23 protein-coding genes and 1 pseudogene are annotated in these 25,477 nt (G+C 65.2%); 10 read left to right on the top strand and 14 right to left on the bottom strand.

Annotation, left to right across the window (positions count from 1 at the left end; genetic code table 11):
• Window positions 1–36 precede the first annotated feature (36 nt).
• The 4 genes from DID96_RS33760 to DID96_RS33745 form a co-directional block, all read right to left on the bottom strand.
• Window positions 37–1,788, bottom strand: coding sequence for an ABC transporter ATP-binding protein (locus DID96_RS33760; RefSeq protein ID WP_124603531.1), 1,752 nt, complete (start codon window positions 1,786–1,788; stop codon window positions 37–39).
• Entirely contained in the window at window positions 1,785–3,467 is a 1,683-nt protein-coding gene (locus DID96_RS33755) for an asparagine synthase-related protein (RefSeq protein WP_124603530.1), read from the bottom strand. Before DID96_RS33755 ends, DID96_RS33760 begins: the two co-directional genes overlap by 4 nt.
• Window positions 3,467–4,141 (bottom strand): lasso peptide biosynthesis B2 protein, encoded by a 675-nt coding sequence (locus DID96_RS33750; RefSeq protein WP_124603529.1) that lies wholly within the window; start codon window positions 4,139–4,141, stop codon window positions 3,467–3,469. The genes DID96_RS33755 and DID96_RS33750 overlap by 1 nt, the downstream gene beginning before the upstream one ends.
• Before the next feature lie 89 nt (window positions 4,142–4,230).
• Complete coding sequence (locus tag DID96_RS33745; RefSeq protein WP_185732453.1) at window positions 4,231–4,413, bottom strand: acinetodin/klebsidin/J25 family lasso peptide; 183 nt, start codon at window positions 4,411–4,413, stop codon at window positions 4,231–4,233.
• Between the two features lie 350 nt (window positions 4,414–4,763).
• Between DID96_RS33745 and DID96_RS38555 the strand changes: the two genes are divergently transcribed.
• The gene (locus tag DID96_RS38555; protein WP_185732452.1) at window positions 4,764–4,901 is read left to right on the top strand and encodes a hypothetical protein; all 138 of its coding nucleotides are present in this window, start codon (window positions 4,764–4,766) and stop codon (window positions 4,899–4,901) included.
• Between the two features lie 403 nt (window positions 4,902–5,304).
• On the opposite strand, the gene DID96_RS33740 is transcribed toward DID96_RS38555, so the two are convergent.
• The 4 genes from DID96_RS33740 to DID96_RS33725 all read right to left on the bottom strand — a co-directional run bounded on the left by DID96_RS33740 (window position 5,305) and on the right by DID96_RS33725 (window position 11,084).
• Window positions 5,305–7,302, bottom strand: coding sequence for an acetyl/propionyl/methylcrotonyl-CoA carboxylase subunit alpha (locus DID96_RS33740; protein WP_124603527.1), 1,998 nt, complete (start codon window positions 7,300–7,302; stop codon window positions 5,305–5,307).
• Between the two features lie 156 nt (window positions 7,303–7,458).
• Window positions 7,459–8,244, bottom strand: coding sequence for an enoyl-CoA hydratase/isomerase family protein (locus DID96_RS33735; RefSeq protein ID WP_124603526.1), 786 nt, complete (start codon window positions 8,242–8,244; stop codon window positions 7,459–7,461).
• Between the two features lie 20 nt (window positions 8,245–8,264).
• The gene (locus tag DID96_RS33730) at window positions 8,265–9,872 is read right to left on the bottom strand and encodes a carboxyl transferase domain-containing protein (RefSeq protein WP_124603525.1); all 1,608 of its coding nucleotides are present in this window, start codon (window positions 9,870–9,872) and stop codon (window positions 8,265–8,267) included.
• Between the two features lie 30 nt (window positions 9,873–9,902).
• Window positions 9,903–11,084 (bottom strand): isovaleryl-CoA dehydrogenase, encoded by a 1,182-nt coding sequence (locus DID96_RS33725; RefSeq protein ID WP_124603524.1) that lies wholly within the window; start codon window positions 11,082–11,084, stop codon window positions 9,903–9,905.
• Window positions 11,085–11,278: 194 nt separating this feature from the next.
• On the opposite strand from DID96_RS33725, the gene DID96_RS33720 reads away from it, so the two are divergent.
• The gene (locus DID96_RS33720) at window positions 11,279–12,001 is read left to right on the top strand and encodes a TetR/AcrR family transcriptional regulator (RefSeq protein ID WP_124603523.1); all 723 of its coding nucleotides are present in this window, start codon (window positions 11,279–11,281) and stop codon (window positions 11,999–12,001) included.
• 23 nt (window positions 12,002–12,024) lie between these two features.
• Here the strand turns inward: DID96_RS33720 and DID96_RS33715 are convergent, their stop codons facing one another.
• Window positions 12,025–12,471, bottom strand: a complete 447-nt coding sequence (locus tag DID96_RS33715) for a hypothetical protein (RefSeq protein WP_124603522.1) — start codon at window positions 12,469–12,471, stop codon at window positions 12,025–12,027.
• Window positions 12,472–12,537: 66 nt separating this feature from the next.
• On the opposite strand from DID96_RS33715, the gene DID96_RS39215 reads away from it, so the two are divergent.
• Window positions 12,538–12,660, top strand: a complete 123-nt coding sequence (locus DID96_RS39215) for a hypothetical protein (RefSeq protein WP_260464114.1) — start codon at window positions 12,538–12,540, stop codon at window positions 12,658–12,660.
• A gap of 335 nt (window positions 12,661–12,995) precedes the next feature.
• Here the strand turns inward: DID96_RS39215 and DID96_RS33710 are convergent, their stop codons facing one another.
• Genes DID96_RS33710 through DID96_RS33700 form a run of 3 tightly spaced genes read right to left on the bottom strand, consistent with a single transcriptional unit; the run spans window position 12,996 to window position 16,028 of the window.
• On the bottom strand, window positions 12,996–14,027 hold the full coding sequence (locus DID96_RS33710; protein WP_124603521.1) for a Zn-dependent oxidoreductase: 1,032 nt from the start codon (window positions 14,025–14,027) through the stop codon (window positions 12,996–12,998).
• A gap of 29 nt (window positions 14,028–14,056) precedes the next feature.
• A complete protein-coding gene (gene manD, locus DID96_RS33705) occupies window positions 14,057–15,265 on the bottom strand; it encodes a D-mannonate dehydratase ManD (RefSeq protein WP_124603520.1) in 1,209 nt (402 codons plus the stop codon).
• Between the two features lie 34 nt (window positions 15,266–15,299).
• Entirely contained in the window at window positions 15,300–16,028 is a 729-nt protein-coding gene (locus tag DID96_RS33700) for a GntR family transcriptional regulator (RefSeq protein ID WP_124603519.1), read from the bottom strand.
• Window positions 16,029–16,185: 157 nt separating this feature from the next.
• On the opposite strand from DID96_RS33700, the gene DID96_RS33695 reads away from it, so the two are divergent.
• From DID96_RS33695 to DID96_RS33665, 7 genes are all read left to right on the top strand, one after another.
• Window positions 16,186–17,649, top strand: coding sequence for a mannitol dehydrogenase family protein (locus DID96_RS33695; RefSeq protein ID WP_124603518.1), 1,464 nt, complete (start codon window positions 16,186–16,188; stop codon window positions 17,647–17,649).
• Between the two features lie 139 nt (window positions 17,650–17,788).
• Window positions 17,789–19,063: an MFS transporter gene (locus DID96_RS33690; protein ID WP_185732451.1), complete on the top strand. Its 1,275-nt coding sequence runs from the start codon at window positions 17,789–17,791 to the stop codon at window positions 19,061–19,063.
• 38 nt (window positions 19,064–19,101) lie between these two features.
• Window positions 19,102–19,365 carry a cupin domain-containing protein gene (locus tag DID96_RS33685; RefSeq protein ID WP_124603517.1) on the top strand — a complete coding sequence of 88 codons (264 nt, stop codon included), beginning with the start codon at window positions 19,102–19,104 and terminating at the stop codon, window positions 19,363–19,365.
• Between the two features lie 323 nt (window positions 19,366–19,688).
• Window positions 19,689–20,480 (top strand): transcriptional initiation protein Tat, encoded by a 792-nt coding sequence (locus DID96_RS33680; protein WP_124603516.1) that lies wholly within the window; start codon window positions 19,689–19,691, stop codon window positions 20,478–20,480.
• An 8-nt stretch (window positions 20,481–20,488) separates the two neighbouring features.
• Window positions 20,489–21,634: a substrate-binding domain-containing protein gene (locus DID96_RS33675; RefSeq protein ID WP_124603515.1), complete on the top strand. Its 1,146-nt coding sequence runs from the start codon at window positions 20,489–20,491 to the stop codon at window positions 21,632–21,634.
• 62 nt (window positions 21,635–21,696) lie between these two features.
• Window positions 21,697–22,407 (top strand): c-type cytochrome, encoded by a 711-nt coding sequence (locus tag DID96_RS33670; protein ID WP_124603514.1) that lies wholly within the window; start codon window positions 21,697–21,699, stop codon window positions 22,405–22,407.
• Window positions 22,404–23,360 (top strand): c-type cytochrome, encoded by a 957-nt coding sequence (locus DID96_RS33665; RefSeq protein ID WP_124603513.1) that lies wholly within the window; start codon window positions 22,404–22,406, stop codon window positions 23,358–23,360. The genes DID96_RS33670 and DID96_RS33665 overlap by 4 nt, the downstream gene beginning before the upstream one ends.
• 19 nt (window positions 23,361–23,379) lie before the next feature.
• On the opposite strand, the gene DID96_RS33660 is transcribed toward DID96_RS33665, so the two are convergent.
• On the bottom strand, window positions 23,380–25,296 hold the full coding sequence (locus DID96_RS33660) for an SMP-30/gluconolactonase/LRE family protein (protein ID WP_124603512.1): 1,917 nt from the start codon (window positions 25,294–25,296) through the stop codon (window positions 23,380–23,382).
• A gap of 38 nt (window positions 25,297–25,334) precedes the next feature.
• A pseudogene (locus DID96_RS33655) lies at window positions 25,335–25,477 on the bottom strand (IS630 family transposase); the annotation flags it as partial.

Here is a 25,477-nt window from a genome sequence, read left to right as displayed (position 1 = left end):
GGCGTTCCGCGCGACAGGGATCGCTGGTAGTGGCCTTCATGGGGAGGAAATGGATTCGATCACTCGGGCAAAGAACGGGTTCCGCGATCGGAGCACATCGGGGTCGGCGTGGTCGTCAATCTGGCCGTCGGACATGACGATCACCGCATCCACCTTCGTCATCGCACTGGGCCGGTGTGTGATCATGACGATTGTCTTTCCCGAAAAGATTTCGAAGATCTTGTCGAGCACGTATTGCTCTGTGACGAGATCCAGTGACGACGTTCCCTCGTCGACGAGCACGATATCAGGCGCGCGCAGAAACAGCCTCGCCAACGCAAGTCGTTGCCGTTGGCCGCCCGAAAGCGTGGCGCCGCGATCGCCGAGCATCGTGTCGAGACCCGCCGGCATGCCGATGAGCAGATCCTTCAACCCGGCGCATTCGAGCGCGGTGATCATGTCCGCATCAGATGCGTCCGGGCGCGAGATCTGCAAATTGAAGCGCAGCGTGTCCTTGAACAGGAAAACGTCCTGGGAAACGCAACCGATACGCTCACTCAATGTCTGTGCGTCGATACGCAAAAGGTCTTCCCCGAAGATCCGGATCACCCCGACTTCCGCGACGAGCTGTTTCGTCAGCACCTTGACCAGCGTACTTTTCCCCGCGCCACTTGGCCCGGTGATGGCGACTCGCTGCCCCGAATCGACAGTGAGACCAATATCGCTCAAGGCCCGCCGGTCAGCTCCCGGGTAAGTCACGCAAACGCGTTCGAATTCGATTGCCGGCGCGGCTGGATGGGGCACTGGTTTCGGATCGAGCCGCGGCACCGGTCTCGTGGCGGCGGACAGCTTATCGACGAATCCGCCGAACGTGACCAGCGATTGATTGATTTCCGTGAACATATTGCCCAGGATTTCGATCGGTGACAGCAGCGTCACCGTGTAGGCCGCCACCAGCACAAAATTGCCGACCGAACGTGATCCTGTCACGACTTCGTGCAGGGCCATCAGGAACGTTACGCCAAACAGGCCGACGAACAGGCAAGCGTTGAAGCACTGCATACGCAAGCTGATTTTCCAATAGTAGCCTTGCGTATGCCGGTCTTCGTCGAGCACCCTTTGGTAGCGGGAGAGCAGGAAGGGATAGCAGTTGAACTGGCGTGCCACCTGAATGTTGGTGATCGAATCCGTCAACGTCGCATAGGATTTTCTGCCGGCGTCCATGCAACGGGATTTGAGTTCGACGAGCTTCCTGCCGTGTATCACGTTATTCGCCACGAAGAGCACGACGTAGATCGCGATCGTTCCGGCTACCAGCAGATCACGATTGGACACCAGAACCACAACGGCAATGCAGATCTGGACGATCGGAGAGATGAGCGAAGCGCAGAGATTGCGGACGATGACGTAGAGGTCATTCGATGCCTGGGTGATCTCCTGAGTCAGTTCCCCGGAATTCTTGCTGACGAAGAAACTTTCCGATTGCCGGCAAAGGTAGTTGAAGTAACCCGCAAGGAGCGAGCGGTTTGCACGAAGGCGAAGCATGCTCTGGAGATAGAGATCGACGGTGCCGAGAAGCCTGGGTATCGCGATGGCGATCAGGTAGCTCGCCGCGAGATAGACGACGTAAGCCTGCCTCTGGAGATCCGCCGCCAGCAGGCTGTCGGTCAACCGCCCCAGGATAACCGGTGACATCGCCATCGAGGTCGCAGATCCAAGCGTGCAGAACAGGATTGCGACGATGAAATGACATTCCCGTCCCCGCAGATGGCGCCCGATTTCCGAATGAAGTTCGATCCAGCGTTTCATGGTCTGGTCAGACTTGCAGATTGATGTTCGATCGACCGAAGATGCGCTTCGATCTTGTACAGGTTGACGATGTGCTTGAAGTTCTCGGTCAATGCAATTCGACAGTTTTGCCGCACTTCTGCGAGAAGCGCGTCTCGGTCGATATGTAAAAGCGTCACGAAGTGCGAACGGTCGATCAGATCGGTAATATTCGCTTCAGATTGGGACAGGAGGTCAAATAGAAACGCTGACGATGCACGTTTCGTCCGCCGCCATGCGAACGATTTCCCGGACTTTCTGTAAATGGATTCGCGCAGCGTGACACGGTCATGAGTCTCCGTGAAGGTATCCGGAACGGGAATTCCTATCATGTGCCCGATAACGTTCTGCAACAGCAACGGAGCGAGCATGGGCGGTCCGTTGCGTGGAATGCATGTTGACTGCAGCGCCTGCAGGATGGCTGAGAGGTGGCTGTATTTCGCCGTGCGGCGATCCAGATCCCGTATCAGATAGTGACCGGTTCGACGTGCCGACCGATGTCTCGGTCTCGGCAGCCAGCCAGGAAATGAACCTGAAAGTGAGCGCGCTCCCGTCAGGAGACGGAGATTATGACAAACGATCTCGACACCGCGCCGCCCCTTTAGCCTGGACAATTTTCGTACGGTTCGCACGTACTCGAGTACCCGCCCTGCCTGCAACGCCGCCAGGCACGAATTGTTCTCGGGATTCTGGATGAATACGTGATCCCCTCCATGCCCTGTTATAAGCAATGATGTCTCGTCGATCGACGGACTGGAACGAGTTGGAGATCGGGATCGAAAAATTGATACATCGTTGGGAGATGAGGACGAGCTATCAGTTGAAATCGTGAATGCCCGACTGAAATCCTCCCGCTCAGGCACGAACCGTTGGATCTCGCAGCCGAGATCCAATGCTACCGCCGCCGCGTCCTGATACTCACTGTCCCTCGCGTCGGGATCCGATTCGCTATGCAGCACAAGCGGTTTCGTGCCGTTTGCGAGCAGCGTCCAAAGCAAGGTGCTCGAGTCCAGACCGCCGGAAAACATCAGCACGGTACTGTCGAAAGGCGGCGTGAATGCGGCCAGAGTATCGCGCAACGTGTCGACGATATCGCCGTTCGGAACGATCGGCTGGTTGACGAACGCCGCACTTACGATTTCAGATGTCGACATCCTGATACATTCACCAAGCATGACCTCGCGTATGTTCTCGAACGACGTATGCCCATCGAATTGTTGCTGATGTGCTATGAAATCGTGGCAGTAGCCGACATCGATGCGCTGACTTGCGAAGCCGCCACGCAAGGCGACGATGGCAGCCAGTTCGCTACAGACGAGCATCATGCCGTCCAATTCGGTATAGAAAAGATCAGTGGCTCGATACAGGCTTCTGACCACCTCTAGCGTTTCCAAACCCAACAGGATCGACGTGAAATAGCCGATCGAATTCGAAAGGCGAGCGTGTCTCTCTGGTGCGGACCTAGTCTGACAGGTCGGCCACTCATATGCCACACCCTCGAAGAACTCGATGACATTCCCCCACTTTGAAACCGTCCACCGATCTGAACATCGCACAACGAATTTTCCGTGAAGATGTGTTGACAACCGATTTCTTCTCGCCCATTCGCCAATGACGCGTTCCAGGTGCTCTGCGATGTTTTCCGGGTAAGCAATGAACATCAAACCTCCAGGATAACCGCTAGGTTTTTGCGCAAATCGACTGCGTCGCTCACAACCCTGCCGTCGACCTCGACCCAGGCGTGACTGAAGAACGGGCGCGTTCTCACCCCGACAACCAGTACCACATTGGAAATTTTCCGTCTCAACAGAAGCGTCAGTGCGAGGGAATAGGTAAGGCATCGGTTACCGCTGACATCGCAGGCAAACACCCGGTTCAAATTGGCCATGGAGGCCTGCACGATTCCGTCGACGTCGATCGGTCCGGGTGCCATTCTTGCCGCCCCTTTTCTCATCGAAACGATGCGCCTGAATCCTCCCAGTTTGATCATGAGCGTCGCCCGATAAAGGGCAGCGAGCGATGCGGCGATACCCAAAAAGGTGGCTGGTGCATGACGCGTCAAAGGCATCATCCAGCGTTGCTCCACATAGCTCTGCGGCCTCAATCCGGCCGGCGGAGTATCCGCGCGATCGCACGACTCTTCCAGCACACCCATGATCCGCAATGCGTCGCGCAAGCCAGAACCCCTCTGCCCGGCCATAGGCTCGAAAAGGGCATCCACGGCATCCCGGGAGATGTCCTTGATCAGATGAAACCTGTTGTCGTAAATAGTGAGAATGATCAGGTCATCCTCGTAATAAGCCAATCTTGCGTGCTGACTCAACGCGTAACGCATACGGCCATCCCGTGCATCAGATGTGACGAAATTCCATATCGGAAGACGGACGGCGACCCGCGAACGGAGCTCGCCGCCCTCCTGATCGATCAGCCGTAGTAGCCCGAATCCATGATCTGCCAATCATAAATATGCATCGGCCTGTTGAAGTATTCGGCGATGCCGCCGTCTCCGCCCATGGTCGCCTTGCAGGCGTCCTGCTTCAGCGTAACGACGTCGACACCCCCGACGCGCGCGATTTCGAACGATTCCTTGCTTGCACCATTTCTCATAGTATTCCTCAATAAATATATTAAATGAACACATAAAAACCCAGGAACACGCACCATCCACAACGCGAATGATTCGCATTCGCAAATGATGCTACGAACATCAGCGTGGACTGTCAAGCAATTGAAATATGTCCCAGTGGAGGGTCGAGCAGGTGGAATCGCCCCGGTCTTACATAGGGAGAAGAAGGAAAATCATGCGCAACAAGCGGCTCGAATCCGCACTGGGCGTGAGCGATCCGTGGTTCTTGAAGGCGCTGTCTCGTGAAACGACTGAGGACACAGTTCGTAGACGCTCACGCACAACAGCAAGAAAAACCATTCCGTTAACTGTTAAAAATCCTGAACGATGAATGGATTCCCGGTTTCTGCCGACCGAGAAGATGCGTAAAGATGCGAACACGACGCATAAGTGCAAGGAGCGTGGCCTCGTTCGGAACTGGCCGGCCTACAACGCCACCCAGATCGATGCAGGCGAGTTGGCGATGTGAATCGATAAAGCCGAACTCGCAGATTCGCCGAACGCCGCGCCGATTTCAGGGCTTCGAGCAAAGTTTGCGAACTCTGGCCTTTTAGCCAGTTTTGCTGGTACCGATCATCGCAAGCGGCTAGTCACTGCGCCTGGTAATCGACGGCATGGGCCTGAAGGTCGACGGCGAAGAGAAAAAAGGGGGCGCCAACACGGCTACTCGAAGCGCCTTGGCTGGCGCAAGGCGCACTCGAAACTCCACATGAAAGTGTGGCGTGTTGCGTGTGACGCTCGCGATCGGCCGGGATACCGCCGACGGCGAAATTCTGCCCGACTGCTCGATCAGATTCCAGCGACGAGCAGATTGATGTTGTCGGCGGGGATGGGGCTTACGACTCGAAGCCGTGCCATCCCCGACGTCACGCTCAGGCCTCCGCCATCACGAGCAATTGCGCGCCGTCCGCGACCTGGTCGCCGACGCCATACAGTACTTCCGCGACAACGCCCGCGCTCGGCGCGCCGATCGTGTGCTCCATCTTCATCGCTTCCATCACGATCAGCGGCGTGCCCGGCTCGACTGCCTGTCCGGCCTCGACCAGCACCGCGATCACCTTGCCCGGCATCGGCGCGGTCAGACGCCCGCCGCCGTGCTCGGCGTCGCCCGCATGTGCGAGCAGGTTGCGCCATTCGAACGATTCGGACGCGCCCTGCGTAAACACATGGAACGTGTCGCCGTCCGCATACACGCGGCCGCTGCTGCGCACGCCGTCGAGCGTCACCTCGAAGTCGAGCGGGCTCGCGCCGCGCGCCCACGCGAACGGCTGCGCGGGCGCATCGCCGATCGCGAGCCGCTTGCCGGCCGCATCCTCTTCGAACGCGACCGTGATGTCAGCGTCGCGCTCGATCGCGCGCCATTCGAGCGTGCGCCCGAAGCTCGCGTTCAAGCGCCAGTTCGACAACGCGGCCCACGGCGATCGGCGGTCCGTCAGCGCATCGCGCTCGCGCGCGCGCAACGCCGCACAGGCAAGCGCGAGCGCCGCGCGCGGCGGCTGTTGCGGCGCGAACAGCGTGTCGTGATTGCGCTCGATCAGGCCCGTATCGAGATCGGCCGTCGCGAACGGCTTGCACGCGACGATCCGCTGCAGGAACGCCGCGTTCGTGTACAGACCGACCACCTCGCATTCGCGCAGCGCGCGCATCATCCGGCCGAGCGCTTCGTCGCGGTTCGCGCCATGCACGATCAGCTTCGCGATCATCGGATCGTAGAACGGCGTGATCGCATCGCCCTCGCGCACGCCGCTGTCGACACGCACCGGCGCGCCGATCGCGAACTCGACACCGTCCGGCAGGCGCAGATGCTTCAGCGTGCCGGTCGACGGCAGGAAGCCGCGCGCAGGGTTCTCCGCGTAAAGACGCGCCTCGATCGCGTGCCCCGTCACGTGCAGTTGCTCTTGCTTCAAAGGCAGCGGCTCACCGGCCGCGACGCGCAGTTGCCACTCGACGAGATCGAGGCCCGTCACCATCTCAGTGACCGGGTGCTCGACCTGCAGGCGCGTGTTCATCTCCATGAAGTAGAACGCGTCGCCCGTCATGATGAATTCGACGGTGCCCGCGCCGACATAGCCGACTGCGCGCGCGGCCGCGACCGCCGCCTCGCCCATCGCGCGGCGCACGTCTTCGGCCAGGCCCGGCGCGGGCGCTTCTTCGAGCACCTTCTGGTGACGGCGCTGCACCGAGCAGTCGCGGTCGAACAGGTAGACGGTGTTGCCGTGCGTGTCGCCGAACACCTGCACTTCGACGTGACGCGGGCGCGTCAGGTATTTCTCGATCAGCACGCGGTCGTTGCCGAAGCTGCTTGCCGCTTCGCGCTGGCACGACGCGAGCGCCGCGGGGAAATCGCCGGAACGCTCGACGACGCGCATCCCCTTGCCGCCGCCGCCCGCGCTCGCCTTCAGCAGCACCGGGTAGCCGATCGCATCAGCCTCGCGATGCAGCAGCGCCGCATCCTGCTCGTCGCCGTGATAGCCGGGCACGAGCGGCACCGCCGCCGCATGCATCAGCGCCTTTGCCGCGGCCTTCGAGCCCATCGCGGCGATCGCGTCGACCGGCGGCCCGATGAACACGATGCCGGCCTTCTCGCACGCGTGCGCGAAATCCTCGTTCTCCGACAGGAACCCGTAGCCGGGGTGGATCGCCTGCGCACCCGTCGCGCGCGCGGCTTCGATGATGCGCTCGATGCGCAGGTAGCTGTCGGCAACCGCCGATCCGCCGATATGCACGGCCTCGTCGCACGCGGCGACGTGCTTCGCATGCGCATCCGCGTCGGAATAGACGGCGACGCTCGCGACGCCGAGACGTTTGCACGTCGCGGCGACCCGGCACGCGATTTCGCCACGGTTGGCGATCAGAATCTTGTCGAACATGGCTTCGATGTCGTCCGGTAAGGGATGGGGTTCGCGCTTCGCTCGCGTATCACGCAATGCGAAGCGCCGTCGGCTGCCGCTGTCGGTTAGCGCAGTCAGCTTCGGCAGTCAGCTTCGGCAGTCAGCTTCAGCAGTCGGTTACCACAATCGGTTACGTCAGGCCCGCCATGACGGCGTGCGCTTCTCCAGGAATGCGGCGATGCCCTCACGCGCTTCCGCGCCCGCGCGGGTCCGCGCAATCCACTCGGCGGTCTGCTCGATCAGCGCCGCGTCGAGCGGACGGCCCGCGACGTCGGCAACGAGCCGCTTGCACGCGCGCACCGCGTCAGGCCCGTTCGCGTCCAGCGCCGCCGCGAGCTTCGCGACCGTCTCGTCGAGCGCATCGGCCGGCACCGTTTCGTGCACGAAGCCGAGCGCCGCCGCACGCGCGCTGTCGAACACTTCCGCGGTCGTGAAGTAGCGCCGCGCCGCGCGCTCGCCCATCGCGCGCACCACATACGGCGCGATCGTCGCCGGGATCAGCCCGAGGCGCGCTTCGGACAGGCAGAACTTCGCGCCCTCCACGGCGATCGCGATATCGGCGGCGGCCACGAGGCCGACGCCGCCCGCATACGCATCGCCATGCACGCGCGCGATCACCGGCTTGCCGCAGCGATGGATCGCCTCGAGCATCCGCGCGAGCTTGCGCGCATCGGCACGGTTCTCGTCGTCCGAGTAGCCGGCCATCTTCTTCATCCAGTTCAGGTCCGCGCCCGCGCAGAACGCGGGGCCTTCCGCCGCGAGCACGACCGCGCGCACGCCTGCGTGCGCGTCGAGCCATTCGAACGCGGTCGTCAGCTCGGCGATCATCGTCTCGTTGAACGCATTGCGCACGTCGGGGCGCGCCAGCGTGACGGTGGCGACGCGGTTCGCTTCGTTGACCTTGATGGTTTCGTATCGCATCGTCCGCTCCTGGTGTCTGCTTACATCCGGAACACGCCGAAACGCGTGTCGTCGATCGGCGCGTTCATCGACGCCGCGAGCCCGAGGCCGAGCACGTCGCGCGTCTGCGCGGGGTCGATCACGCCGTCGTCCCACAGCCGCGCGCTCGCGTAGTACGGATGCCCCTGGCGCTCGTACTGGTCGCGAATCGGCTGCTTGAATGCTTCCTCGTCGTCGGCCGACCACGCGCCGCCCTTCGCCTCGATGCCGTCGCGACGCACGGTCGCGAGCACCGACGCGGCCTGCTCGCCGCCCATCACCGAGATCCGCGCGTTCGGCCACATCCACAGGAAGCGCGGCCCGAATGCGCGGCCGCACATCCCGTAGTTGCCGGCGCCGAACGAGCCGCCGATGATCACCGTGAACTTCGGCACCTTCGCATTCGACACGGCCGTCACCATCTTCGCGCCGTGCCGCGCGATCCCTTCGTTCTCGTACTTGCGGCCGACCATGAAGCCCGTGATGTTCTGCAGGAACACGAGCGGGATCTTGCGCTGGCAGCACAGCTCGATGAAATGCGCGCCCTTCACCGCCGATTCCGAGAACAGGATGCCGTTGTTCGCGACGATCCCGACCGGATGGCCCCAGATATGCGCGAACCCCGTGACGAGCGTCGTGCCGTAGCGCGCCTTGAATTCGTCGAATTCGGAATCGTCGACGATGCGCGCGATCACCTCGCGCACGTCGAACGGCTTGCGCGTGTCGGCCGGGATCACGCCGTACAGGCTCTGCGCATCGTAGCGCGGCGGCTTCGCGTCGCGCAGCGTCACCGGAAGCGGGAGCTTCGGCGCGAGATGATCGACGATGTTGCGTGCGATCGACAGCGCATGTGCGTCGTTCTGTGCGAGATGGTCCGCCACGCCCGACAGGCGCGTGTGCACGTCGCCACCGCCGAGATCCTCGGCGCTCACTTCCTCGCCGGTCGCAGCCTTCACGAGCGGCGGGCCGCCCAGGAAAATCGTGCCCTGGTTCTTCACGATGATCGACTCGTCGCTCATCGCCGGCACGTAGGCGCCGCCGGCCGTGCACGAGCCCATCACGACAGCGATCTGCGCGATGCCCGCGGCCGACATCGTCGCCTGGTTGTAGAAGATCCGGCCGAAGTGGTCGCGGTCGGGGAACACGTCGTCCTGGTTCGGCAGGTTCGCGCCGCCCGAATCGACGAGGTACACGCACGGCAGCCGGTTTTCCGCGGCGATCTCCTGCGCGCGCACGTGCTTCTTCACGGTGACCGGATAGTAGGTGCCGCCCTTGACCGTCGCGTCGTTGCAGACGATCACGCATTCGCGGCCCGCGATCCGGCCGATGCCGGTGATGATCCCCGCGCCCGGCGCGTCGTCGTTGTACATGCCGTTCGCCGCGAGCTGCGACAGCTCGAGGAACGGCGTGCCCGGATCGAGCAGTTGCGCGATGCGGTCGCGCGGCAGCAGCTTGCCGCGCGACAGGTGCTTGTCGCGCGCGGCCGGGCCGCCGCCCTGCGCGAGCTGTTCGATCTTCGCGCGCAGGTCGGCGACGACCGCCTCGAGCGCCGCGGCGTTCGCGCGGAATTCTTCCGAACGCGGGTTCAGTTTGGATTCGATGATCGGCATCGACGGGGCTCCGTTCGCTTGACGTGGGCGTTACATCGTTTCCGCGAACAGCTCGCGGCCGATCAGCATGCGGCGGATCTCGCTCGTGCCGGCGCCGATTTCGTAGAGCTTCGCATCGCGCCACAGGCGGCCGACCGGGTATTCGTTGATGTAGCCGTTGCCACCGAGGATCTGGATCGCCTCGCCCGCCATCCACGTCGCCTTCTCGGCCGTGTAGAGGATCACGCCCGCGCAGTCCTTGCGCACCTGGCGCAGGTGGTCGCTGCCGGCCGTATCGAGATGGCGGCCGACCGCGTACAGGTACGCGCGGCACGCCTGGAACGTCGTGTACATGTCGGCGACCTTGCCCTGGATCAGCTGGAATTCGCCGATCGCCTGGCCGAACTGCTTGCGGTCGTGGATGTACGGCACGACCGCGTCGAGGCACGCGGCCATGATGCCGGTCGGGCCGCCCGAGAGCACCGCGCGCTCGTAGTCGAGGCCGCTCATCAGCACCTTCACGCCGCCGTTGAGCTGGCCGAGGATGTTCTCTTCCGGTACTTCGACGTCCTGGAACACGAGCTCGCCCGTGTGCGAGCCGCGCATGCCGAGCTTGTCGAGCTTCTGCGCGACCGAGAAGCCCTTCATCCCCTTCTCGACGATGAACGCGGTGATGCCGCGCGCGTTGGCTTCGACGTCCGTCTTCGCGTAGACGACGAGCGTGTCGCAATCGGGGCCGTTGGTGATCCACATCTTCGTGCCGTTCAGCACGTAGCGGTCGCCGCGCTTGTCCGCGCGCAGCTTCATGCTGACGACGTCGGAGCCGGCGTTCGGCTCGCTCATCGCGAGCGCACCGATGTGCTCGCCGGACACGAGCTTCGGCAGGTATTTCTGCTTCTGCGCTTCGGTGCCGTTGCGGTGGATCTGGTTCACGCACAGGTTCGAGTGCGCGCCGTACGACAGGCCGATCGACGCGGACGCGCGCGAGATCTCCTCCATCGCGACCATGTGCGCGGTGTAGCCCATGTTCGCGCCGCCGTATTCTTCGGCGACGGTCATGCCGAGCACGCCGAGATCGCCGAACTTCTTCCACAGATCCATCGGGAACTGGTCGGTACGATCGACTTCCGCCGCGCGCGGCGCGATTTCTTTCGCCGCAAAGTTCGCGACGGCGTCGCGCAGCATCTCGATGTCTTCACCGAGCATGAATTGCACGCCGGGCAGGTTGCTCATGTCTCCTCCGTCTCCAGAAAGTGCGTTGCGCGCACCGTTTTCTGAGTTTTGCTCAAAAACCGGATGTTGCGCCGATTCGTTAGCCAATACTGCGGAAATTGTGCGTAGTGTCGCGCTCGTCGGGGGCCGTCGTCAATAGTTTTTTGAGTGATACTCAGATATCATTTCCGGATGACAGCCGTGCATCCGACACCATGACCGACACCGTCAAAGCCGACCGCGCCGACGCGCCCCGCGCGCCCGCCGGCCGCAAATCCCAGCAGCGTGTGCAGGACATCCTGCGCGTAGGACGTGAAGTGTTTGCCGAAAAGGGCTACGAACACGCGACGACCGCCGAGATCGCCCAGCGCGTCGGCGTGTCCGAAGCGACCGTGTTCAGCTACTTCCGCGGCAAGCGCGAGCTGTGCGCGCGTGTGATCGCCGATTGGTACGACGAGAACATCACCGTATTCGAGAGCGGCATGCCGCTCGGCGCGCCCGTCGACCAGCAGTTCGCGTTCGTCGTCAGCACGCACCTGCGGCTGATGCTCGTGAGCGGCACCGGGCTGTGCGCGCTCGTGCTGTCGGAGGGGCGTGCGAAGCAGCACGCGCTCAGCGACGAGCTGACCGCGCTGCAGCGCCGCTACACGGCGCCGCTGATGGACGTGCTCGCGCGCGGGCAGGCGGCCGGACAGGTGCGGACCGACCTGCCGCTGAGCCTGTTGCGCTCGATGGTGTTCGGGCCGATCGAGCATGTGCTGTGGGACGCGATACTCGGGCGCCGAAAACTCGATACGGAAACCACGGCCGCGCAACTGATCGACATGCTGTGGGCCGCCGTGCAGCCGCCGGCGCCGGAACGCGCGGCGCTCGTGCGGTTCAGGAACGAGGTGGCGGAGGCAATGCGGCGGCTGGAAGGCGGCGGCACGCGCGATTGAGCGGCGCGCGCCGCCGCCCTACTTCACTGGCTCGCGCGGCAATGCGTGAGCTTCAGGCCGGGCAGCACCGGCGCGTCGATATAGCCTTCGTTCAGGCAGCTGAAGCGGAAAAACGCCGATGCCTCGAACGGCTTGATCTCCTGCCCCTTGAACTTGCTCTTCAGCGCGGCCTGGTCGGCCACGTCGAAGTGGGTGTCGAACTGCGCACCGTCGTTCGTCAGCGCACCGAAGTACGTGCCGTCGGGGTCGCTGCCCATCCGGATCACCGCACCTTCGAACGCGAGGCGCTTGCCGTCGTATTTCGCCTTGGCTTCCGACATGTTGGTCGTATAGGCGTCGATGACTGCGCCGTAACGCGCAGCGATCGCGGGTTCGTCGGCCGGTGCGGCAATACTCGTCTGCGGAATGCCCGCCAGCGTGGCGCACGCCACGAGCGCGGCCGTCGCGAACGACGCGGAAAGTTTTTTCAATTGTATGGTCTCGTCAGGCTTGGTGGTTAAAGACGGCGTTTCGCCGGATTCCCGGAAAAACGCCCGGTGAATTCACTGCCGGTTTATCAATCGCTCAAATGGCGATTTCAAACGGCGAAAAACGGCTGCGATCACCCCGCCGCCTGCGCGGGCCATACGGTGCGCGGCTTCGCGTCGATTATGACGTGACAGGAAAATGACATCGCGCGGCCCCCGGCTCTCTTTGATCTCTCATTGATTTAACTGCGTTTGATTTTGCGCGCTACGGTAGCAGACGGGGGGCTGGTGTGCAATATCGGTCTGTCGGGGACAAAGCCGCACTGATTCGGCGGCTTGAATCCCGATGCGGCGTTTCCGCCGTGATTCATTCACTTTCAATCCGTCTTTCGGGCGTTTCAAAGTCTTTTAATCGGTTTATGCCCGTGACATCTCATCCGGCTCGAGCTCAACGTGAAGAACCTGCTCGACAAGGCCCACTATCCGTCGGGCACGCGACGCCCCCCGGCGGCTGAACCGAACCGGTGTCAGCCGCCCGCGAAGTCGAGCAGGATCTTGCAGCTTTCTGCGGGCTGCTGCTCGGCCATCTCGAACGCCTGCGCGACATCGCGGAAGCCGACCTTGTGCGTGACGATATGCTCGGGCTGGATCAGGCCGCGAGCGATCCAGTCGATCACCTGCGGGAACATCGCGCAATTGAGCCGTGACGCGGCGAGCGTCAGCTCCTTCTTCGTCAGCTCGGCCTGCACGATCGCGGACGGCTCCGACGAGAAGCCGAGCACGCCGATCCGGCCGGCGGGCGCCGCCAGCCGCACCGCTTCCTCGAGAATCGACGGATGGCAGACCGCGTCGAAGATCAGCGTCGGGCCGCCATCCACGCCGCGCTTTTGCAGCGCGTCGGACAGGTTCTCGACGCTCGTGTTGATGACCTCGTCTTCCGCCGCGCCGCACTTGCGCGCGAGTTGCAGGCGCGCGTCGAGCCGGTCGGTGATGAAGGCCCGCACGCCGTACACGCGCTTTAGCACCTGCAGGATCGTCAGCCCGACCGTCCCCGCACCGTAGATCAGCGCGACGTCGCCCGGCAGCACGCCGGTGCGCGACGTCGCATTCGCGGCCACCGCGAACGGCTCGACGATCGCCGCGCAGGGTTCGGCGATCCCGGGCGGAATCCGGTACGCGTTGCCGGCCGGCACGCACGTGTACTGGCTGAATCCGCCGTCGCGATGCACGCCGAGCACGGTCAGGTGCCGGCACACGTTGCGCCGGCCGATCGTGCATGCATGGCAATGGCCGCAACTGATGACCGGATCGACCGCGACGGTCTCGCCGAGCCGCGCCGCATCGACGCCTGCGCCGACGGCGTCGATGGTTCCGACGAATTCGTGGCCGATGACACGCGGATACGACACGAACGGGTTCTTGCCATGAAAGATGTGCAGGTCCGATCCGCAGATGCCCGCATAGCGGACCTTCACGCGCACTTCGCCGGCGGCGGGCACGGGCATCGGCACCTCGCGCACACCCATGCTGTTCGGACGATCGACAACGACACTCAACATTTCGGTTCTCTCCTTCGGATTCTCGCGGCTCACCAGTTCCACATCGACCCGTCGCGCAGCCGCGCGACCGGCAGGTACGCGCGCTCGTACGGATACTTCGCGGCCAGCGTCTCGTCGATGTCGACGCCGAGGCCCGGCACGTCGTCCATCACGAGGTAGCCGTCCTCGAAGCGGTAGCTGTGCGGGAACACTTCGTCGGTCAGCTTGTTGTGCGGCATCAGTTCCTGGATGCCGAAGTTCGGCGCCCACAGGCCGAAGTTCACGGCCGCGGCCATGCACACGGGCGACAGATCGGTCGCACCGTGGAAGCCGGTGCGCACCTGGTACATCGCCGCATAATCGGCGATGCGCCGCACGTGCGTGATCCCGCCCGCATGCACGATCGTCGCGCGGATATAGTCGATCAGCTGGTCGCGGATCAGGTCCTTGCAGTCCCAGATCGAGTTGAACACTTCGCCGACCGCAAGCGGCGTCGTCGTGTGCTGGCGGATCAGGCGGAACGCGTCCTGGTTCTCCGCGGGCGTCGCGTCCTCGAGCCAGAACAGCCGATACGGCTCGAGATCGCGCCCGAGCCGCGCGGCCTCGATCGGCGTCAGCCGGTGATGCGCGTCGTGCAGCAGGTGCGGTGCGTCGCCCACGGCGTCGCGCACCTTGCGAAACAGCTCTGGCGTATGGCGCAGGTAGAGCGCGGTGTCCCACGGTTCCTCGGGCGGCAGCCCCTTCTCGGCGGGCTCGTACGCGCCCGCGATCTTGCCAACGCCGTACACCTTCTCGAGCCCCGGCACGCCCGACTGCACGCGGATCGCACGGAAGCCGGCCTCGATATGCTCGCGCACCGCGTCGACCGCTTCCTCGTGGTCGCGCCCGTTCGCGTGGCCGTACACCATCAACCCGTCGCGGCTCTTGCCGCCGAGCAGCTGGTAGACGGGCATCCCGGCGAGCTTGCCCAGGATGTCCCACAGCGCCATGTCGATCGCGGCGATCGCCGTCATCGTCACGGGCCCGCGCCGCCAGTACGCGCCACGGTACAGGTATTGCCAGATGTCCTCGATGTTGCGCGGATCGCGGCCGACGAGGCACGGGAACACGTGGTCTTCCAGGTATGCGCGCACGGCGAGCTCGCGCCCGTTGAGCGTCGCGTCGCCAAGGCCGTACACGCCTTCGTCGGTCACGATCTTCACCGTCACGAAGTTCCGGCCGGGGCACGTGACGATGGTCTGCAAGCGTTCGATTTTCACTGCGCTCCTCCAGCGGGCGAGTCAGTTGACAAATTCAGTCGACAAAGTAATGGGGCGCGCGGCTGCGCACGTCCGGCAGATGCGTGCTGATGCGATCGACGTGCACCGCGACCGACGCGCCGAGCAGCGCCATGTTGCGCGACGCAATGTGCGCGAGGATCTGCTCGTGCTCCTGCAGCGCGCGGCGCGCGTGATCCTCGACGCGGTCGAGCAGCAGCCAGCGCACGCGGTCGAACTGGCGCTTCATCGGCTGCAGCATTTCCCACACGTGCGGCCGCCCGGCAAACTCGAACATGCGGCCGTGCATCGTCTCGTCGAGCGAGAAGAACGCATCGACGTCATGCGCGTCCACCGCATCGCGCTGCGCGTCGACAAGCCGCGAGAGCTCGGCCAGTTGCGCGGGCGTGATCTTCTGCGCGAGCTCGACGTGGTTCGCGCATTCGAGCGTGCTGCGTGCGAAACGCCCTTCCTCGAGGATCGACACCGAGATCGGCGCGACGAGCGTGCCGACCTTCCGGTAGATCTGCACGAGCCGCTCGTCCGCGAGCTGCGCGAGCGCTTCGCGCACCGGCGTGCGGCTCACCTTGATCGTCGTCGAGATGACGGCCTCCGACAGCGCGGTGCGCGGCGGCAGCGCGCCCCGCACGATGGCGCTGCGCAGCAGCGCATGCACCTGTTGCGTATACGACTGGCCCTCGTCCAGCGTGAACCCTTGCAACGCCGTGACGACGATGTCTTCCGTCAATGCTGCTGTGTCGCTCATGTGTCGAATGATCCGATCAAATTCCGTATATCTACCATGGTACACAAGCGCCGAATTTTTGTTGATATCGCGTTTACACCAATAACTTCATCGAAATTCCGGGGATAACCTGCATACAACCTCTCATCTACCATGGTACAAGGCGTAACCCACCGTCATGCTTCGTTCATCCGACTTCCTGCCCGCCGCGCCGCCCGGCACGATCCGCCCCGGCTACGACCGGCGTGCCGTGCGCACCGGGATCGTCCATCTCGGCCTCGGCGCGTTCCACCGCGCGCACCAGGCGCTCTATACGGAAGCCGCGCTCGAACGTGGCGATACGCGCTGGGGCATCGCCGGCGTCGAATTGCGCCGTCGCCATACCGTCGACCTGCTCGCCGCGCAAGGCCATCTGTATTCCGTCACCGAGCGTGACGGCGACACCGCGCGCACGCGCATCGTCGGCGCCGTGCATCGCGCGCTGTTCGCGCCGGAATCGTTGCCGGCGCTGCTACGGCTGATTGCCGACCCGGGCGTGGCGATCGTCAGCCTGACCGTCACCGAGAAAGGCTATTACCGACGCCCCGGCGGCGGCCTCGACGCCGACGATCCCGCGATCCGCCAGGACCTCGCGACGCCCGACGCGCCGCGCACCGCCCTCGGCGTGATCGCCGCCGGCCTGCGGCTGCGGCCGGCCGGTGCGCCGCTCACGGTCGTCTGCTGCGACAACATGACGTCGAACGGCGACACGCTGCGCGCGCTGCTGATCGACTATGCGGAGCGGATCGACGCCGCGCTCGCGCGGCGCATCCGCGACGACGTCGGCTTTCCGAACAGCATGGTCGACCGGATCGTGCCGGCCGCGACACCCGAATCGCTCGACTGGGTCGAAGCGCGCGTCGGCGCGCGCGACGCGGCGGCGATCGTCTGCGAGCCGTTTTCGCAATGGGTGGTCGAGGATCGCTTCGCGGGCCCCCGCCCGCGCTGGGAGGACGCCGGCGCACTCGTCGCGACCGACGTGCGGCCCTACGAGACGATGAAGCTGCGCCTGCTGAACGGTTCGCATTCGGCGATCGCGTATGCGGGCCAGCTGCGCGGCCGGTCGACAGTGTCCGATGCGATGGCCGATCCGCTGATCGCCGCGTTCGTCGACGGCGTGATGACGCACGACCTGCTCGCGACCGTCGCCGTGCCGTCCGGCTACGACGCGCACGGCTATTGCGCGACGCTCGCGCAACGCTTCCGCAATCCGACGCTCGCGCACCGCACCGAACAGATTGCGATGGACGGCACGCAGAAGGTGCCGCTGCGCTGGCTGCCCGCCCTCGCCGAGAGCGCGGCGGCCGGTGTCGAGCGCCCGTATCTCGAGCGCGCGCTCGCGATCTGGCTGCATTACGTTGCAACCGCGCGCAGCGAAACCGGCGACGCGCTGACGCTCAGCGATCCGGGCGCGGCCGCGCTTGCGGCAACGCTCGAATCCGCGGGCGACGCGGCCGCCGCGGCGCAGGCGGCGCTGTCCGGCCCCGCGCTCGCCGGGCCGGCCGCGTGGCCCGACGCGCTGGTCCGGCGCATCGGCGTGCATCTTTCGACGCTGCGCGAACGCGGCACCGACGCGCTGCTCGCGCCGTTGTGCGTACGCTGATCGATGGCGCGACCGGCACGCCGCCGGCGCGGACCGGATGAGCGCGCTGCACACCGGCACACCGTCACATCGCCCCGGCGCGGCGGACGACAGACAGACAACACATGACAGCCGGCCCACCGGCATCAAGGAGACAAGCATGAAGCAGAAGACGCAGGCGTGGTTCACGGTATTCCTGCTGTTCCTCGTATACGGCATCAACTATCTCGACCGCGTTGCGCTGTCGATCGTCGCGCCGATCGTGCAGACGGATCTCGGCATCGATGCCGCGCAGATGGGGATCGTATTCAGCACGTTCTTCGTCGGCTACGCGCTGTTCAACTTCATCGGCGGTATCGCATCGGACCGGCTCGGGCCGAAGCTCGTCTATGTCCTGGCGGTCGGACTCTGGTCGATCTTCTGCGGGATGACGGCGCTCACGATCGGCTTCGTGAGCCTGCTGATCGTGCGGCTGCTGTTCGGTATGGCCGAGGGCCCGCTGTGCTCGGCCGCCAACAAGATGGTGAACAACTGGCTGCCGCGCGACGCGGCCGCGACCGCGATGGGCCTCCTCAGTGCGGGCTCGCCGCTCGGCGGCGCGATCGCCGGGCCGATCGTCGGCCTGCTGGCCACGCAATTCGGCTGGCGGCCGGCATTCTGGATCGTCTGCGCGATCGGGCTCGCGTGGGTCGTCGTGTGGATGATCGGGACGTCGGACCGGCCCGCGACGCCAGTGAACGTCGCGCCGACGGGCACGCCGCGCTCGGCCGACGGCGCGCCGGCACCCGCGCTCACGCTGTCGCACTACATCCGGCAGCCGCGCATTCTCGCGACCGCGGTCGCGTTCTTCAGCTACAACTACGTGCTGTTCTTCTTCCTGAGCTGGTTCCCGAGCTACCTCGTGCGCGCGCATCACCTGAACATCAAGGAGATGAGCGTCGCCACCGTCGTGCCCTGGCTGGTCGGCACGGTCGGCCTCGCGTGCGGCGGCGCGATTTCGGACGCGCTCTACCGGCTCACCGGCAACCTGCTGCTGTCGCGGCGGATCGTGCTCGTCACCTGCCTGCTCGGCGCGGGCGCCTGCGTCGCGGTGGCGGGAACGGTGCAATCGACGCAAGGCGCGGTCGCGCTGATGTCCGTGTCGCTGTTCTTCCTGTACGTGACGGGCGCGATCTACTGGGCGATCGTGCAGGACGTCGTGCACCCGGAACGCGTCGGCGGCGTGAGCGGCTTCCTGCATTGCATGGGCAGCCTGTCGGGCGTCGTCGGGCCGGCCGTGACCGGACTCATCGTCGAACGCAGCGGGTCGTTCGCGTCTGCGTTCGTGCTGGCCGGCGCGATCGCGCTGGTCGGGGCGGTGCTGGCGGGCTTGTTCGTACGGAATGCGCGGCAGGCGCCGGCCCCATGCATCCGCCCCGCAAACCTGCGCCACTGACGTTTCGTCGTTCGACGCCGCAGATCGGGGAGGCCCGCATGCAACGCGAAGCATTTGTCGCAGCCCTCGAGCAGGAGGGCTTCACCGAATTCGTTACCGTGACGCGCGAGGCCGGCGAACTGGACGAGCACGCGCATCCGTTCGAAGCGAAAGCGCTGATCCTGTCCGGCGAGATCCATATCCGCATCGGCGACGAAGAACGGTGCTACCGCGCCGGCGACACTTTCCACCTCCCCGCCAACCTTCCGCATGCGGAACGCTACGGTCCGGCCGGCGTGCAGTACCTGGTCGGCAGGAAGTAGCGCGCCGCCGACAGTCCAACGCTGTCGTCATGCGGCGGGTTCGCATGACGTCATTGCAGCGGCCACGCACCGCGCGCGGCACGCACCCGACCGCCGCTTCCTCAAGCATCGCGTGCCACTCGCCCGATCAATCATCAGACCCTCGAATACCTCCCATCCGATATCGCGATTTCCGTTGTCGAACGCACCCCTCTAGACTGATCGAGCAATCACGACGGCCGCGTCGCCACGCGACATAGCAACATCGCGCCCGCAAGCAAGCGAATGCATGCAGCCGGGCCGCACGACGACTGCCGGACAACAACCTCGACAGGAGACTCGCCTTGACCGACCGGCATGCGCGCCGCCGCGCGCTGAAGACCTTCGGCCTCGCGGCCGGCACGGCCATCCTGGCGGCCGCGGGCCGATCTCATGCGGCGCAGTCCGACACCGGATCGCTGCTGCCCGGTGGCGCCACCCGCCTCGCCGACCTCACACGACGGCTCGCCGCCACGCCGAGGCGTCGCGACTTCAAGACGATGCCGATGATCCTCGAGCATCCGGACCAATGGGACAACGCGGCGCTGACCGAAGTGATCGGCTATCGCGGCGGCCCGAAGCAGGTCTGGGACAACACCGAGCTCGGCGGGCCGTGGCTGAACCTGATGCGCAATGCGCTGAACGCGCAGATCTGGTCGTTCCGGCACCCCGATTTCCTGGTCGTGTCGGCGACGCACGGCTCCGCACACCTCGCGCTGTACGACCAGACCGCGTGGGACAAGTACGGGCTCGCGAAACTGGCCGGCGACAAGTTTGCGACCAACACGCTGCTCGATCCGAAGCCCGCCCAGTCGAAAGGCGCGCAGGATCACGAAAGCGCCGACGGCGCGTTTTCCGCGCACGACAACAGCATCGCGGCGCTGCTGCAGCGCGGCGTCGTGTTCCTGTCATGCCACAACGCGATCTGGGAACTCGCGGAACGGCTCGATGGCGCGAATGCGAATCCGGACAAGCTGCCGCTCGACGCACTCGCCGCCGACCTGACCAACCATGTGATTCCGAGCGCGATCATCACACCCGGCGCGGTCGGCACGCTGCCTGAACTGCAGCACGCCGGTTTCTCATACGCCAAATAAGGATCGACATGGCATCGACCCACATGCCGGCGCAATCCCGCAGCATCCGCCGGATTCGCCGCTTCCTGCATGCGGCGCTGGCGGGCTGGCTTGGCATCGCCGCTCACGTCGCGTTCGCGGCGCCCGCGTCGGCAGCAGCGCCGGCCGACACCTTCCCGCCCTGGCAACACGGCAGGAACAACGACGCGCCGAACCGCGGCCTCGAATTCACGGTGCCGCAAGTCGACGTGCTCGCCGATTTTCACGGCGACCTGACCGCGCCGAAGCTGGTGCTGTTCGTCGGCGGCAACTACTTCTTCGCGATGGCGCCGCTCGTCGCGAAGTTCGAGGAGGATCATCCTGAATATCGCGGACGGATCTACTGGGAAACGATTCCGCCCGGCCTGCTCGTCACGCAGATCAAGGAAGGCGGCAAGATCACCGTCGGCAACATGACGTGGACGGTCAAGCCCGATGCATATTTCGCAGGCCTCGCGAAAGTCGACGCGCTGATCGCCGACGGCACGCTGACGGGCCCCGCCGTGCCCTATGTGACGAACCAGCTGACGATCATGGTGCGCGCGGGCAACCCCGAACGCGTCGCATCGCTGAACGATCTCGCGAAACCGGGCCTCCGGCTCGCGATGCCGAACCCCGAATTCGAAGGCGTCGTGCGGCAGATCAAGGCGTCGCTCCTGAAGGCGGGCGGCGAGCCGCTCGCGCGCACCGTCTACGACGACAAGGTGCGGGCGGGCACGACCGAGCTGACCCACATCCACCATCGCGAGACCGCGCTGTTCCTGATGCAGGGGCGCGCCGATGCGGGCGTGCTGTGGAAGTCCGAGGCGATGTTCCAGGAGCAGGCCGGGCATCCGCTGAGCCACGTCGACATCCCGGCCGACCAGAACACCACCGCGATCTACGCGGGCGCGCTCGTCAACGGCGCGCCGCACGCTGAAGCGGCGCGCCAGTGGCTCGCGTTCATCCGGTCGCCGGAAGCGTTCCGGATCTTCGAGCGATATGGCTTCGGTCGCTGTGAAGACGCGGCGGGTGGCGCGCCGGGATCGAGCGCGAACACAAATACGAACGCGAGTACGACCACGAACACAAGCACGAGCGAGAATACGGGCACGAGCGCGCAAGCAACGCCGCGCGAACGAGCCGACGCGAGCTGAGCCCGCGCGTCGCGCAGATACCAACGAAAACCAACGAAACGCGCCCCCACCCAGGAGGAGACTTGAACGATTCGATCGTGAAGCCGCGTCGCCGCTTCGCCGCCGCGTGGCTGGCCGCGGCCGGCCTGCTGTCGGTCGCGGCCGCCGCATGCGCGGACGATGCGACGCCCGGCAAGACCATCGCGACACAAGGCACGGCCACCGGCGTCGCGGCCTGCATCGGCTGCCACGGCGCGAACGGCGAAGGCAATGCGGCGGCCGGTTTCCCGCGGCTTGCGGGCGTTCCGGCCGCCTACCTGTCCGCGCAACTGGCCGCGTTCGCGGACGGCAGCCGCCAGAACCCGGTCATGCAGCCGCTCGCGAAACTGCTGTCCGCGCACGAGCGCGAAGCCGTGTCCGCGTACTTCGCGTCGCTGCCCGCGCCGCCCGGCATCGCAACCAAAGACGACACGCCGGCCGCACCGTCCGACACCGGCGCATGGATCGCGACGCGCGGCCGCTGGCCGCAGGGGCTGCCCGCGTGCGCGCAATGCCACGGGCCTGGCGGAATCGGCGTGGGCACCGCGTTTCCACCGCTGGCCGGCCAGCCGGCCGCCTATCTCGCGAACCAGTTGAACGGCTGGAAACACGGCACGCGTCCGCCCGGACCAATGGGGTTGATGCCGCTGATCGCCAGCAAGCTGTCCGGCCCCGACATCGAAGCGGTGGCCGCTTACTACGCCCGCACCGGCACGCCGCTCGCCGGTCCGGCATCGCAAGGGGCCACGCCATGACCGATCGACTCCGGCTGTATCGCCGCGCGCTGGTTACGCTGTTGACCGTGGCCGCCAGCGGACCGGGATTCGCGGCGGCCGATGCGCCGCCGGGCGCATCCACGCCCGCACCCGCACCGACACCCAGTGTCGGCCCCACAACGCCGGCGCCCGCGAAGCCGTTCACGCCGCCCGCCGAATCCGCAATTCCGACCGACGACTTCGGCAAGACGGTGAAGCTCGGCGAACAGATCTTCATGCACACGCCCGAGTTCGCGGGCAAGTATGTCGGCAACCCGCTGACCTGCGCGAGCTGCCACCTCGACGCCGGCCGCCGCGCGGATTCGAGCCCGATGTGGGGCGCCTATCCGCTGTACCCCGCGTACCGGAGCAAGAACGGGCACGTGAACACGTTCGCCGAGCGCCTGCAGGGCTGTTTCCGCTACAGCATGAACGGCAAGGCGCCGCCAAACGGCGACCCGATCCTGGTCGCGCTGGAAACGTATTCGTATTGGCTCGCGAAGGGTGCGCCGATCGGCGAGAAGCTGCCCGGGCAAGGCTTCCCGAAGCTGTCGCCGCCCGCGCAGAAGGCCGACTACGCACGCGGCGGCGCCGTCTACGCGCAGCACTGCGCGCTGTGCCACGGCGCCGACGGACAGGGTCAGTCGAGCGGCGGCAAGACCGTGTTCCCGCCGCTGTGGGGCGCGCGGTCGTTCAACTGGGGCGCGGGCATGGGCGACATCCGCAACGCGGCGGGCTTCATCAAGGCCAACATGCCGCTCGGCCTCGGCGGTACGCTGACCGACCAGCAGGCGTGGGACGTCGCGACGTTCATGGACAGCCACGAACGGCCACAGGACCCGCGCTTCGCGGGATCGGTCGAGGCCACGCGCGAGCGCTTCCACAACACGCCCGATTCGATGTACGGCCGGACCGTACACGGCCGCGTGCTCGGCGCACCCGGCCCGCAGTAACGCGACCGCGCGGACGCGATCACGGATGCCAGCGATACACGACGATGCTGGTGCCGTTGTAGTTGTCCTTCGTGATCACGTACTCGCCGGTCGAGCGCAGGTACGCGCGGATCCCGTACATCGAGTCGACGTCGTTGCCGACGTCCATCGCCGACGTGTTCGAGTTGGTCAGCGTCGTGACGAGGGCGCCCGTGTTCAGGTCGAACACGTCGATGTTGGGCACGGTGTGCACGTAGCCGACGAACAGGTAGTGGCCGGCCGCCGCGATCGACTTCGGATTCGCGCTCGTCAGGTTGATCACCGGGTTCGGCGCGGTCGTGTTGCCGGCCTTCCAGCCGTGATAGACCTCGATGTGCCCGTTCATCGCGGTCCAGTCCCAGTTGCCGGCGAGGCCTTGCGCGAGGATCATCGTGTCGCTGTCCGCCTGGTAGATGATGCGCGTGACCGGCGACACGGTGCCCGGCACGGGAGTCGTCACCGGCTTGCCCCATGACGGCTTGCCGGTCGCGTCGAAGCCCGTCATCGGATAGCGGGAAATCACGTTCGATCCGTTGAGGCCGGCCCACACATCGCCGTTGCCGTCGATCGTGAAGCCCGCGGTGACCTTCAGGGTCGTGTTGAACGGCTTGCCCGGAATCGAGCCGGCCGGAATCGCGATGTAGCCGCTCGCCGCGTTGAAGTAATAGAAGTTGAAGTTGCCGGGGTTCTGCCCCGACGCGACCAGAATCCGGTTGCCGCCGACGGTCACGAGCTGGCCGAAGTGCTGGCCGCGCTGGTAGTCCTTCATGTCGAGCCGCGGATCCTTCGGGTAGGAGAACGGATCGATCGTGTTCGCGACGAACGTGCCGCCCGCGGTGCCGGTGTAGACGTTGTTGCCGCTGTAGAACAACGCACCGTCGGTTGCCGGATCCGGCGCCGCGATCGCCTCGAAGTTCAGCGCCTGCAGCTTCCATTGCAGCGCGCCCGTCGGGCTATATGAATGAAGGTCGGTGCTGCCGTTGCGTCCGAGGTCCCAGCCGCCGCCCCACGCGTTGTTCAGCACGTACAGGTTGCCGGCCGCGTCCTTGCCGATCCCCGCGACGCGCGTGAAGCGCTTGTCGCCGACCTGCCCCTTGATGCCCGTCGTCGTGTCGAGGTAGCCGCCCAGCACGCCGAACGTGCCGATCTGCTGCGGAACGCCGATCAGGCTGTAGTTCTTGATGTTCATGTCAGGCCCTTCGTCGCCGACCAGCAACTGCCCGGTGGACGCATCGAAGTACAGCGCGGACGGCCGCGACGTGGACGCCATCTGGATCGTGTTCATCTGCATGCCGGTCGGGCTGAACTGCACGACCACGCTCGCGCTCTTGCGCGCGACCCACAGGTTGCCGGCGGCGTCGAGTGCGAGCGCGCCGGGGCCCGACACGCTGATGTCGCGCTGCCAGACGCCGTTGGTCGTATACACGCGCACGCGGTTGGCGTAGAAGTCGCTCACGTAGAGCAGCGTGCCGGCGGTCGCGAGCCCGGTGATCACGTCCGCATACTGGACCCCCGTCCATGTGCTGACCGGAATCCGCAGGTCGCGGGTGTTCGACGAGCGGTTGTAGCGCCCGACCGAGCCGCTGCCGAACGTCCGGTTGTAGCCGAGCGCGACGAAGATCGACGACGCGTTGCCGGTGATCGCGCCGCCCTGGAACTCGTCATGGATGCCGATCGTGCCGAGGCCCTGCCCGTTCTGGTACATCGCCATCCCGCCCGCGTTCTCATCCCAGCGCGACGACGTATAGATGACGCCCTCCGGCGCGACCCACATCGACCTCGCGCCGTTGCCGACGTGCTGTGCGAGCGTGCCGAACGTGTTCGCGAGCCAGTCGGTCGTGTATTGCGCATGGCCGGCCGGCGCCGTCGTCGCGAGCAAGGCACCGAGAAACACAGCACGCATCTGTTTACTGAACATGGGTATTGGCTCCAGACAGTCGTTTCGTGAATAGTTACTCATAGGTCAGAAATATAGCGGACAGATGGATGTCTGAAGAACGCGCGGACGAGCTTCGGGTCTTGCCCAATTTTTTCAAGCTGTTCATGGATCCGCGGCCCGAGTTTTTCACCCTTTTGCAAAGGGCGTCGCGCGACGCCGC

The sequence above is a fragment of the Burkholderia sp. Bp8963 genome, assembly GCF_003854275.1.
Taxonomy (GTDB): Bacteria; Pseudomonadota; Gammaproteobacteria; order Burkholderiales; family Burkholderiaceae; genus Burkholderia.
This window is presented reverse-complemented; position numbering and strand designations above follow the sequence as displayed.